Source organism: Flavobacterium salmonis (assembly GCF_903819435.1).
GTDB lineage: Bacteria > Bacteroidota > Bacteroidia > Flavobacteriales > Flavobacteriaceae > Flavobacterium > Flavobacterium chungangense.
Genome location: NZ_CAIJDP010000060.1, coordinates 463,913 through 477,212 on the forward strand (window position 1 = coordinate 463,913; position 13,300 = coordinate 477,212).

6 protein-coding genes are annotated in these 13,300 nt (G+C 33.9%); all 6 read right to left on the reverse strand.

All coding sequences use genetic code 11. The features are described 5' to 3' along the window. Positions 1–11 precede the first annotated feature (11 nt). Positions 12–7,280 carry a T9SS outer membrane translocon Sov/SprA gene (gene sov, locus FLACHUCJ7_RS06815; RefSeq protein WP_078227261.1) on the reverse strand — a complete coding sequence of 2,423 codons (7,269 nt, stop codon included), beginning with the start codon at positions 7,278–7,280 and terminating at the stop codon, positions 12–14. Positions 7,281–7,303: 23 nt separating this feature from the next. Then, positions 7,304–7,885, reverse strand: coding sequence for a Holliday junction branch migration protein RuvA (gene ruvA, locus FLACHUCJ7_RS06820; protein WP_031454429.1), 582 nt, complete (start codon positions 7,883–7,885; stop codon positions 7,304–7,306). 65 nt (positions 7,886–7,950) lie between these two features. Beyond that, positions 7,951–10,242: an NADP-dependent malic enzyme gene (locus tag FLACHUCJ7_RS06825; RefSeq protein WP_180908379.1), complete on the reverse strand. Its 2,292-nt coding sequence runs from the start codon at positions 10,240–10,242 to the stop codon at positions 7,951–7,953. 152 nt (positions 10,243–10,394) lie between these two features. Beyond that, entirely contained in the window at positions 10,395–10,820 is a 426-nt protein-coding gene (locus FLACHUCJ7_RS06830) for a CBS domain-containing protein (RefSeq protein ID WP_031454427.1), read from the reverse strand. Positions 10,821–11,024: 204 nt separating this feature from the next. Beyond that, positions 11,025–11,951, reverse strand: a complete 927-nt coding sequence (queG, locus tag FLACHUCJ7_RS06835; RefSeq protein ID WP_180908380.1) for a tRNA epoxyqueuosine(34) reductase QueG — start codon at positions 11,949–11,951, stop codon at positions 11,025–11,027. Next, the gene (locus FLACHUCJ7_RS06840) at positions 11,948–13,294 is read right to left on the reverse strand and encodes a cytochrome P450 (RefSeq protein ID WP_180908381.1); all 1,347 of its coding nucleotides are present in this window, start codon (positions 13,292–13,294) and stop codon (positions 11,948–11,950) included. The genes queG and FLACHUCJ7_RS06840 overlap by 4 nt, the downstream gene beginning before the upstream one ends. Positions 13,295–13,300 lie beyond the last annotated feature (6 nt).

Consider the following 13,300-nt stretch of genomic DNA (forward strand, 5'->3'; position numbering starts at 1 on the left):
TAATCACAAAATTAATTTCCGAAATTATATCGAATTGTAAATCCTGAACGAATATTAGTTAACGGAAATGATGTAGAAATTACTGCTTTCGAAAAGGAGTGATCATAATAGAATATGGCGGTAAGATTCTTGCTGAATGCATAATCAGCAGTAAGTTTTAATGACCATATATTTTGACCGGCTGCCAATTGATTATTGTCATAATCCAAATATCGAACCAGAGTCTGGTTATTTCTATAAGAGAAATCTGCTTTGATATTAATATCACTTTTTATAATTCCGGTAGGATTATCTGCTAAAGTGGATGAAAAAATAACATCTTTAAAGCGATATCCTAAACCAACAACATACTCAATACCTTTTACTTCTGTCAATAAATTATTATCAAAACTCATTGATAAAGCTCTGTCTTTTTTAACTTCCGTAAGCACTCTTAAAGATCCTTTTAATTCAAAATCAACACGAACCAACGGACTAAACTGTTCAACCAAATTCACATTTGACATGATCGTCTTATTGAAGAAATTACCATTTACATCCGTGCCATCTGGATTTTCATTATAATCAAAATTTGATCTGAATTGATTAATTGTGTAGGAAGCTCTGTAATTATGCTGCAAAGAAAAGCGTTTAAACCTGTCTTTGAAATATTTGTAACGCATCAATCCATTATATTTTATACTCCAGTTTGGAATAGGAAAATTTCTAAAAATTCCTGTAGAAGTTTTTGAGGCATCCGTTCCAGAATAAGCAGCTAAGAAAGCAGGCAATAAAACAGCCTGATTACTTTTTCCAAATCCAATTGGATATCCTGCATTTGCTGTATAGAGATCTCTCTTACTTTTTTCAGGATCGCTATTCGGATCTGTAGAAGGTGCTGGAATTGGGTTTGCAGCGTCACCATATCTCGGAATGGCATCAGCTCCATAATAATCTCCTGCCAAACGATTTGCTATAATCAAACGATTACTTCTAAAATCATCAAAAGCTGCTGATACATTTTCATCACTTGCCGAAAATGCTGTTTTGATTAATACAGTTGAAATTGAAAACATTCCATATGTATAAGGCGACAGAGATTCATATTGACCATTGGTAACGCTATACTGTTCTGAAGAATTTTCAGAATAGGATCTGTCCATGGTTAAATCTATTTTTAAATCCGGAAACAAATCAAGATTAGCCGTTATCTTTAGTGCCTTAGTATTTACTTGGGTGAAATTTTGATTGAACTTATCCGAAGTGGTCAGCCAACCGTTTTTAGCAGATTCATAACGTACGTCATCCTGACTTCCAAAAATAAAACCTAAACTTGGCTTAGACGTTCCTAAAAATCCAATACTTGGTGTATAGCCGGGTAAAACGGTACCACTATTCTCTGTATAATTTACCTGAATATTTTTTACACTCGTTAAAACACCAATCAACCCATCATAAAAAGGTCTGCTCGTTGCAACTGTTTTATTAGTATTTACTATTTTCTCTCCAGGTTTTGGAACTGCTGTAGTTTTTGGCTTAGCAGCCTTTTTTACTCCTGGTGTTAATCCTAAATACTTGTACAACGTTGTCATATTAAAAGTTGTATTTAGCGTATTTGAATTTGCATTTTGAATCGTATTTCCTAGATTATTGACTGTAATCGATCCATCAGGATTTTCTACTTCAAGTCCAGACATAGCAGATGAAGAACGTTGCCAGTTATAATCAGCGGTATAGGAATAATTTGCTTTTACAAAACTAAAAATCGGTAATTTATTGATTGGGATATCATAATTTAAGATTAATTGCTGTGTATGTTGATTTGGTATTCCAATATTAAAATAATCATCCCAAAAATTAAAATCGTCTTTTGGGGTATTATCATCATTCAGATAATTTTTGACAATATTGTTTGATGAAGCTGTATAGTTTAGCCTTAAAGATTTAGTCAGATTAAATGCAAATCCATATTGATAATTATACGCAAAGTTTCTTCTGTAAAGAGTTTCTAAGCCAATTCCCGGCACATCTTGTACCTGCCTGAATTGTTGGCTATTGCTCTGTCTTATTATATTTGTATTGAATGAAATATTAGAAGGCAGGTAATTAAAATTAAAATCACTTAACAGTTTCCAATACTCGCTTTTTTTCATGAATTTAGTCTGTTTAAAAGGCACTACTTCTTTTGGCTGAAACGTATAAGCATAGTTTACAGATGAATTTGACAGTTGGTCTTGATATTCCTCTATTTCATAATCATGACGCTCCACCTGATTGTAGGATTGAGAAAAAGTAAAATTCTCTACATCATAAACATGTGGTTTTTGCTCTTGGGATCTGTCTTTTCTAACGCCAATAAAATTAATGCTTTTTCGCTTGGTATAATCTATTGCTCTATTTTTGTAAATATCTTTTTGAGTCTGATCTGTTGTTTCGTTTAACAACTGTTCCAATTTAATGTCCTGGTTAAAAGGATCATATTCCGGTGTGATTATTTCTTCTCCTATTGCATAATTAAATGGAAGATTTATACCCCATTTCGGCGGTAATAATTTTCCTAAGTTCAAATTCGTAACAATATTATACTGCTGGATATCTTCACGATCCCTTTCATTTGCTCCTTCTTCAATAGATCCAAAACCAATGGTGCTTTTTCGCCCTGTTGCCGAAACTGTAGCAAAATCAGCCATGTTGGTATCAATACTTAAAATTGCTGCCATTCCGCCTTTATTATCCATATCAGATAATCGAAGTTCATTAAACCAAACCTCTCCTTTTATCTTCTTTTCATTAGCATTACCAATATCACCACTGTTATCATTTTTAACTCCTACCATTAAATTTCGGACTAAACCAAAATTAGGATTACCTTTTATCCCCAGTTTTAATTTACTGTCACCATCACCTCCTTCTAAAATTAAATCAGGATCATTATCCGGATAATAGATTCCGTTGATATCGCGCTTAGGAGAGTTCATGTCAACACTCATTCCCTTAATTTTCATTTTAGTCAATAGAGCAAGAGCTAAATTCATTTCGTTTTCTGCCGGCCAGACCAAATCCGGATTTATATCCGTAGGACCGTTTTCAATAAATTGAGTTGCTTTTAATGGTATTTCAATCTGATAAAAGTTTTCTGTAAAATCATTTCCAAAACGAATAAATGCAACCATTTCATTATCATCAAGAACAACCTCTCCTTTTAATGATTCAGCGTGAAGAAACATCTTCAGTTTTTTGTACTGACGCATATCAAGACTTACATTTTTAAAAGCAGCCCTTGAATCCTGTCCTTCCAAACCGTTCCCTGATACACGTAATGCTAATGACTGTTCATTTTGATTAATTACAGTATTATTATTAAACAGCTGTTCCCTTTGAACATTTGGTGGCATAACATAATTTACCGGAGATTTTGTACTGTTTTCCTGAATATTAACTGCCTGTACTTCAAAAACAGTTCCGTCATCCTTCGGGTTTGTATCAGCTACATCCAGAGTACCATCAAACCTTCTCCATTCACCTCTAACCAAATCCAATGCCCCAAAACGTACCGTAATCTGATCGTTAAATCCAGTCATAAACATTCTCATAAAACGGATAGATCTAAAATCTGAAATACTTCCAATTCTATTTTTATATTCTGAGACCGGTATTTTAAACTGAATCCATCTTGCTGTAGTAGTTGTACCATTAGGCAATGGAACATCATTTACTATCCTATCATCAGTAATATAATTTTGTCCAACAGCCATACCTGGCTTCATATCTATGCTATACTCATAATAAGCATTAATGGTATTCATGGTATTGTCACGATTAATATCTTCGACATCAGGCAGTGTTGTAGATGCTCTGTTAGCATTGTTTATGTCTACAGCGGAGTTTCCTTCAACGCCATTGTATTTTTTATAACGGTCCAGAACGCCTCCGTCTGAATTTAAAAAATAAGTATAATTATCTGCTGCAGGATCTTCTGCTGCTGAATAGTTAGTATAAACTGTAGATTCTTTAGAATCTGGCAAACCATCCAAACCTACATCCTGATTAGTCCTGTTTCCTGCATTATTATCAAAAGCATAAATTAGTGATTGAGAAGCAGGAACATCCCCCCAAATTGGCTTAGGTGTAACTAGTATCTGATCAGGTCCCAATCCGTTTTCATATTGCTTTCTTCCGTCTTTTAAAACATCTTCTGAAATCTCTCCTAAGTTAAAATAAATTTTACCCGTATTGGAAGGCTGGACTGCGCCATTTCCTTCATAATAAGGATCCAACATCCAAAACTGGATAAACTCGACATTGCTTTGCTCAAAATTGGTTGAATTTAAAGAACGCATAATTCCACCAAAATTACCATTTACCGGATCTGTCCCAAAATCTGGATTATTGTTATAAGGCCCTCTCTCTGAAGGATAATAACTCAAATCAAGTGTATTAATTACCTGTAATTGTCCTTGAGCGATATCAGTATTAGGATATAATTCTTTGCTGTAAATTCTTCTGGTAGTATTTAAAGACAAATCGTCATTTGATATTCCGGATGGTTTTTGAGTATAAAAAATTGGATCTATAGAATACCATGCCAGTTTAGCCCTTTTATACCCATAGTCCAAATTAGTGTTTGAAGCTCCAAAAGTATTATCATTTGAATCATTAATAAATGGTGTTGAAGCTAAACTCCAGGCATAAGCAGATCGCATGTCAATGGTTGACTGTGAACCCTCAAAATCATCCACATATATTGTTGCCTCTCCTTCAAAATCGCTTGCTTTTGGTGCATCGGGTTTTAAGAAAGCTACTTCCCCTCTTATCGAAAGGCTTGAAGGAACATCTGTATCTATGTTAGGTAGTTTATTTACTAATCTTGTAAAAAACGGAATTTCAGTTGAATAATTTCCATTAAATCCAAAAATCGTATTATTTACAGATTCCTGACCATAACTCGATTTTTGAGTAAACGGTTTTTCGGTCATTTTTAAATACGTACCACCAATAACAAATTTATCAGAAATTTTATGTTCAATATTGATTCCCATAAACCTTCTGGTCTGTTGACCGAAGACCGAATTATTCTCTAACGAAACCTCTATTGGTGTATTGGACGCCTGTAAAGATGCATCTAAAATCTGCACTCTTCCTAACTGATAATCGACACTATAATCAATTCCTTCAACCAAAACTCTTCCTCCAGCGGTAACGACTACTGAACCTTGCGGAACGTTAAAAGCACCAATAGGAATTCCATCGCTGCCTGATGATTTATATTTTCCTCTTAATAAAAACTTGTTTTTATCGCTGTCCTGTAAAGCACCTGACTGTGTTGTCTTATACATGCTTTGAAACACATATTTCTTTTGATTCGCGTTATAAGTAGAAGGTATGTCATAATTTTCTCCCGCTGTTCCCGTATTTAATTTATCAAATAGTAACTTTCCAAAAGGCTCTTTGGTAGTAAAAATAATACGTCCGTTTTGAGCATCAAAAGTGATTCCCTGAAGATAATCGAAGAAACCGTCACCTCCGGCTTGCGGATCGTTATTGTAATTTAATTTATCTAAATTAAAAACTTTCAATAACGGCGTATCTGTAACAGGAAAAGTTGTTGGGAAAGTAGTTCCGTCAACCGGCTTAATGTAATTGATAGGCGAAGGATCTGTGTAAAGAATATTGAATCTAAAATCATCCTGTTTTATCTGATAAGCACCCGGTATTTGATAGATATTTTTCATCATCAAATTCCATACTGGATTATTAACATTTGTCAAACTGCTTTTCAGCATTTTCAAAATCAAACTTTGAGTAATAACAGCCTGATTATTATTCTGAGCACTTCCTGTTACAACTGTCCCATCAACCCCGTCACTACCAAACTCTCCTACCTGATATATCTCTCCACCAACAGTATATTCATAAGCAACTGCTAAAATTTCATCATTAGCCAAGCGCTGCTGTAAGGAAATATAACCTAACTGAGGATTAAATGTATATTCTGTAGACGTTAGCTTTCTTGCGTTTTCTAATACCGAATAATCTCTACCTTCAGTAATATTAGGGTCGTCCGGGTTATTAAAACCATTTTTTGCTGTTACAATTTCTCTAATATTCTGATTCAAATATCCTCCGTTACCAATAGCTGCCGGATCATATTTGTTATTACCATTATCGGTTGGTGAATCTATAGGCTTGACAAAAAGATTTGCGGATGTTGTCACTACAATTTCATTGTCAGGAATTCCTGTGATTTGAGCTTCTCCTAAATCCTGAAGTGCAATAACATTTCGCAAGTTATTGCTTGTTGTACTCACACGATTTTGCTTGTTTGTTACCCAAATCTCCAACCTTGTAATCTGAACCTTGCTATCAATAAAAGGATAATTTCTTAATGAAGCATCATATTTATTTCTAAAATATTGTGATAAAAAGAAGTGCCTGTCGTTATCATAATCCAGTGCATACAAATCAAAATTCTGAATTGTTCCACCTCCTTCAGCTACTATACTTTTTGTTTGTGACTTTTGCTCAGAAAAAACTCCCGTAAAGGTTGTTTTTCCAAATTGCAATTGTGCTTTAACACCAAACAAACTCTGCGCTCCACGAATCAAAGTGCTATTTAATGGCATGCTAACATTACCAACTTCTACTTTTTGCACAATATCGTCTTCTGTGGGCGTATAGGCAAGTTTGAATAAGTTTTGGAATGCAAATGTAGATTGAGTGTCATAGTTGGCATTTACCTCTAATCTGGTCCCTACTTTTCCCATCAGACTCATACTAATTCTTTGATCAAAATCAAAAGTGAGGCTTGATCTGTTTCTTGGAGAAAATGACGGATTGTCTTGCTTACTATATCGCAATCCCAAATCCATTTCAACTGAACCAGTAGGCTTTACATCAATTGTATTACTCCCAAAAATAGATTCAAAAAAGCTCGAGTTAACATAATATCTTGGCAATAAATCTTTTTTAGCTTCTTCGCTCCCGGCTTTTTTACCATCAACAGCAATCATTTTTTTTCTAAAATAATCTCTTCTTGATTCTTTTAGAAGTAAATCTTCGTATTCTTTTGGAGTTAAAACAAGAGGATAATTAATCGAAAAACCATCTACTGTACTCGAATAAATATACCGATCTGTGATAGGGTCATATCTGTATGCAGTAAGTATACTTGGAGGATTCTCAAGCTCTAATTTACCTACAGAAAATCCTGTTTTTGTAGTATCCTGAATTGTTGGATTTACCTGAGCATGCAAAGCATTGCCACAAAATAAAACCAGTAAAAAAAGTAAAATTTTACGCATACAATTCAAGTCTTAATAGTAATTTATAACGTTTTTAAAGCCTTTTTGATAATAGTTTCTACAGAAGCTTCCGGATCTTCTTTTATAATCTTCTCGACAACTTTTTCCGATGTTTTTCTAACAAAACCTAAAACTTCTAAAGCAGATAACGCTTCATCTCGATTTGTATTGTTTTGAACTACAGAAACTTCATCCAGATCATATAACTTTAAGACTTTTTCTTTCAAATCCAATATTACTCTTTGGGCTGTTTTATTACCAATTCCTTTAATAGACTGAATTACTCCAACATCTCCTGATGCAATAGCATTTATAATTTGTCTTGGTTCTATCGAAGACAACATGGTTCTGGCAATATTAGCCCCGATACCCGAAACTGATATTAACATTCTAAATATTTCTCTTTCGGATTTTTCGACAAAACCGTATAATGTATGCGCATCTTCCTTGATTAAAAGATGCGTATACAATTTTACAAAATCAGTATTTGGAATTAGAGAAAAAGTATGCAAAGAGATATTTACCTGATATCCAACCCCTGCACAATCAATCACAACCTCTGTTGGATTTTTCTCCACTAATTTTCCTTGCAAATGTGCTATCATAGTATTTTTTGTGATGCCAAATATAATAAAATTAAGACAATATTAACAACGGCTTGCGCCTTCAGCTATTTAGTTAGTTTGTTTTTCTTTAATTCTTTTTCCTGAGCATCAATAACTGCAATAGCCGCCATATTAACCATCTCTTCAACACTTGCTCCCAACTGGAAAATATGAACAGGCTTGCCCATACCCATCATAATTGGACCTATAGAATTTACTTTATACAATTCTTTTAACAGCTTATAAGTAATATTTGCTGACTCGAGATTAGGAAAAATGAGGGTATTTACTTTTTTTCCAGCTAATTTGGAAAAAGGAAATTTTTCCTGAAGCATTTCCGGATTTAGGGCAAAATCAGCCTGAATTTCTCCATCCACAACCATATCAGGATAATTTTTATGTAGATAAGCAACGGCATCTCTAACTTTTGACGCATTCTGATGAGTTGAAGATCCAAAATTTGAATAAGAAACCATTGCAATAACAGGCTCTATACCAAACATTTTTGCTGTTTTGGCAGTCATAATTGCAATATTTATTAAATCTTCTGAAGTTGGATTAATATTAATAGCAGTATCAGATAAAAACATTGGCCCACGTGATGTAAGCATCATATTGGCGGTTGCAACAAATGAAGCACCCTGTGCTTTGTCAATTAATTGCAACATTGGTTTCAACACACTCGGATAACTTCTTGAATAACCAGTTACTACTGCATCGGCCTCTCCTTCATTTACCATCATTGCTGCAAAGTAATTTCTTTCACGCATAAATCTCTGAGCATCCAGCGAAGAAACACCTCTTCTTTCTCTTGTTTCCCAATATGAGTTTGCAAATCTGTTACGTCTTTCCTCTTCTTCATTTGTTTTAGGGTCAATAATTTCAACATCAGCGTCAAAACCTAACTCTTTCTTAAGTTCTAAAATGATTTCTTTATTCCCTAATAGAATAGGAAAACCAACACCCTCTTCATATACAATCTGTGCTGCTTTTAAAACATTTAAATGTTCTGCTTCGGCAAAAACAACTCGTTTTGGATCCATTTTGGCGCGATTAGTAATTAAACGCACCATTTTATTATCATTCCCTAAACGTTCTAACAGTTTTTCTTCATAAGCAGACCAATCTGTGATCGGGTTTTTAGCAACGCCTGATTCTATCGCTGCTTTTGCTACAGCGGGTGCAACAATTGCAATCAATCTTGGATCAAATGGTTTTGGAATAATATATTCACGGCCGAAACCTAACTTTGTTGCGCCGTAAGCTACGTTAACCTGTTCCGGTACAGATTGTTTTGCTAATGAAGCCAGCGCTTTTACAGCTGCCATTTTCATTGCTTCATTGATTTTTGTAGCTCTGACATCCAAGGCTCCTCTAAAAATGTAAGGAAAACCTAAAACATTATTTACCTGATTAGGAAAATCTGAACGCCCTGTAGCCATGATAACATCCTTACGGGTTTCTACTGCTAAATTATAATCTATTTCAGGATTTGGATTTGCCATCGCAAACACAATTGGGCTTTCGGCCATTGACAATAACATCTCAGCCGATAAAATATTTCCTGAAGATAATCCTATGAAAACGTCTGCATCTTTTACAGCTTCTGCCAAATCAATTTTAGCGCCATCCACAGCATATTTCAATTGCAATTCTGAAAGCGAAGGATTATCTTTTGTTAAAAGCCCTTTACTGTTGAACATTAAAACATTCTCCACTTTAACGCCCAGCAAAACATATAAATCTGTACAAGCTATCGCAGCTGATCCAGCACCGGAAACTACAACTTTTACATCTTCGGCTTTTTTGCCTGCTAATTCTAATGCATTAATTAAAGCTGCCGAAGAAATAATAGCTGTTCCATGCTGATCATCATGCATTACCGGAATATCTAACTCTTCTATCAGTCGTCTTTCTATTTCAAAAGATTCCGGAGCTTTAATATCTTCCAGATTAATCCCTCCAAAAGTGGGAGCAATATTTTTTACAGTCTGAATAAATTCTTCAACATCTTTTGTTCCAATTTCAATATCAAAAACATCAATATCAGAGAAAATTTTAAACAGCAGACCTTTTCCTTCCATTACTGGTTTTCCTGCTTCGGGACCTATATCTCCAAGACCTAAAACAGCTGTACCATTTGAAATTACGGCTACTAAATTTCCTTTTGCTGTATATTTATAAACGTCATCAATGTTTGCCGCGATTTCCAGACATGGCTCTGCTACCCCTGGAGAATAAGCAAGAGATAAGTCTCTTTGGGTTGCATATTTTTTAGTGGGAACTACTTGAATTTTTCCTGGAGTCGGTTCTGCATGATACAATAACGCTTCTCTTCTTTTAGTCTCTTTATTCATTCGTCTTCGCTTTTTATTTTGCCTTACAAAGATATAAGACTTGGTTTAAATCAATCTGTTTTTGAACATTCTTTTCCCTAAAAATATTGGATTACTACAAAAAAAATAGCCCAATGTAATTTGGACTATTTATAAGTTTATTTTATAAATCGTTATTGCGAAATATAAGAATTTAAGTGATTAATCGTATCCTTTTGTAATTCAATAATGGCCTTTACGACATCACTGATCGAAATAATACCTACAACAATTTCGTCTTCTAAAACCGGCAGGTGTCTTATTCTTTTTGTACTCATGAGTTCCATACAGTCTTCTAAATTATCTGAAAGTTTTACCGTAAAAACAGTACTTTCCATAATCTCATCAACTAAAGTTTCTTTTGAAGATTTATCTTTTAAAACAATTTTTCGCGCATAATCCCGCTCAGACAATATCCCTTTTAGTTCAAAGTCATCGATAATCAGAATAGCGCCTATATTTTTTTCGCCCATCACTTTCAATGCTTCATAAACAGTTGTAGTCGAACCTACAGAATAAACATTTTTCCCTTTTGCGTTTAATATTTGATTTACAGTCATATCTGAAATATTTTAGGACTATAAAGTTAAAAAAAATAGAATACAAAAAACACCTTCTTCTGTTTTTTAACACATAATCAATTCATATATAATGAAATACAAAACATTTAACCTTCAAAAATATTCTCATAAAGAAAAATAATGATTCATGGCTTTTATTATAAAAGCACAACCTTACTTCTGACAAAACAATTAAATAAAATATTATTCTAAAAACTTTATATTCCTCTTTAAACCATCAAACTTGGTTCTTTTTATAGGAGAGTTTTTAAAAACAACACGAAAAGTTTCTTCTGTAATTTCTATCCAATCTTTTTTGGAAAACGAAAGCAGCTCACGATTGGGATTAAACAATGGCTCTGAATGTGATTTTGAAAACCGGTTCCAGGGACAAACATCCTGACAGGTATCACAACCAAACATCCATTCGTCAAATTTACCCTTCATTTCATAAGGTATATTTTCTTTAAGTTCAATAGTGTAATAAGATATACATTTACCACCGTCAATTACATGGGGTTCTACTATGGCTTGTGTAGGACAAGCATCGATGCAAGCAGTGCAAGAGCCACAATGATCTGTCGTTGCATAATCATATTCCAAATCCAAATCAAGTATCAGTTCAGCAATAAAATAAAAAGAACCTACTTTTTGAGTAATCAAATTACCACTTTTACCAATCCAGCCCAAACCACTTTTGGCTGCCCAAGCCCTATCCAGCACAGGTGCAGAATCGACAAAAGCCCGACCCGAAACATCGCCAATTTTTTCCTGAATAGAAAACAGAAACTCTTTTAATTTTTCTTTAATTACAAAATGATAATCCTGGCCGTAGGCATACTTTGAAATTTTAAAGCTATCCTGACTTTGAGTTTCAGCTGGGTAGTAATTTAATAAAAGTGAAACAACACTTTTTGCGTCATCAACTAGTAAAGTTGGGTCTAACCGTTTATCAAAATGGTTTTCCATATAAGCCATTTGACCGTGATGGTTTTTGTTTAACCATTTTTCAAGTCGGGGTGCTTCTTCTTCTAGAAAACCAGCTTTAGAAATCCCACAAGAAAGAAAACCTAATCTTTTAGCTTCTGATTTTATAAATTTCGAATATGTCTCTTTAGCATTAATACTCATCTTTTCAAGAATAAAACTTCAACCCCAACAGGCTTTAATGTTATCAAAGGGTTAAACTTGACTTCGTCAGCATTCGATACGATTCTATTTTTTTTCACGATATGAGCAATGGTCAGACACATTTCATAGATAGCAAAACCGGCTCCAATACACATTCTTGGTCCTGCGCCAAAAGGATAAAAATATTGCATTGAAATTTTCTTTTGTTCACCCAAAAAACGCTCGGGATCAAAGCTATCCGGATTATCCCAATACTTGGGATTTCGATGTAACGCATAAAATGAAACACCAATTAAGGTCTCCTTTTTAATATTGTAGCCAGCTAATGTATCGTCTTTTACATTCTGCCTGTCAGTAATCCATGCTGGAGGATATAAACGCATTGCTTCATTTAGGACAGCATTAGTATATGTCATTTTCTGAAGCTGTTCAACAACATTATCCGTCTGGAATTCAATTTCTAAAATTTCATCTAGTATTTTTTGTTGAACTTTTGAATGTCGTCCTAAAAGGTATAAAGCAAATGTTAAAGCATTGGCAGTAGTTTCGTGTCCGGCGATAAATAAGATTTTAATTTCATCTATGAGTTGGGCAATTGACATTGGCTCTCCGGTATCTTCATATCTGGTTTCCATTAACATGTTGAGCAAATCATTATATTCTTCATTTGAAGAATTTCTTATATCAATAATTTCTTTGATGATATTATTGTTTTCTAAAGCAAGCTGTTCGTGCTTTTTCACCTGCCCACTTAATGAAAACCACCAAGCTTTATGAGGCAGTCTTATTTCATTAACCAAAAAGTTCTGAACTTCTTCAATAATAAATTTTATTCGATCTAATTTTTCTTCAGAAATGGAAAATTGAAATAGCGATTTAGCGACAACATTAAATGCCAACTTACTCATTACAGGAAAAAGATCAATTGGCTTTCCTTCTTCCAAACTATTCAGTTCCAAAACAATTGTTTGATTCATATTCTCAACCAATTGATTCATTTTTTGTTTATGAAAAGCAGGCTGAATAAGTCTTCTTTGTTTTAACCAAAAGTCTCCATCAACTGTCAATAATCCTTTTCCTAAATATTTAGAAAGATAAACGGACTGAAATTTAGATTTATGGTAATTTTTTTGATTTTTCTGTAATATATATTGTGCAACTTCATTATCCCTTGACAATATGATATGCTTTGACAATCCTATCTTAATTGAAAAAGAATCACCAAATTTTTCGAAATATTTTTTATGATAAGGTATCGGATTCCTTCTAACGCCTTCAGCATCCAATAGAAATCTTCCTAATGAAATTTTATGAGGATAATTATATTTTTTACTCTCAGACATTAATAT

What these genes read in the sequence shown, in the direction of transcription:
- ruvA (WP_031454429.1), bottom strand. Translation starts at nt 7,885, where the DNA reads ATGATAGCACATTTGCAAGGAAAATTAGTGGAGAAAAATCCAACAGAG.
- FLACHUCJ7_RS06830 (WP_031454427.1), bottom strand. Translation starts at nt 10,820, where the DNA reads ATGACTGTAAATCAAATATTAAACGCAAAAGGGAAAAATGTTTATTCT.
- sov (WP_078227261.1), bottom strand. Translation starts at nt 7,280, where the DNA reads ATGCGTAAAATTTTACTTTTTTTACTGGTTTTATTTTGTGGCAATGCT.
- queG (WP_180908380.1), bottom strand. Translation starts at nt 11,951, where the DNA reads ATGAGTATTAATGCTAAAGAGACATATTCGAAATTTATAAAATCAGAA.
- FLACHUCJ7_RS06840 (WP_180908381.1), bottom strand. Translation starts at nt 13,294, where the DNA reads ATGTCTGAGAGTAAAAAATATAATTATCCTCATAAAATTTCATTAGGA.
- FLACHUCJ7_RS06825 (WP_180908379.1), bottom strand. Translation starts at nt 10,242, where the DNA reads ATGAATAAAGAGACTAAAAGAAGAGAAGCGTTATTGTATCATGCAGAA.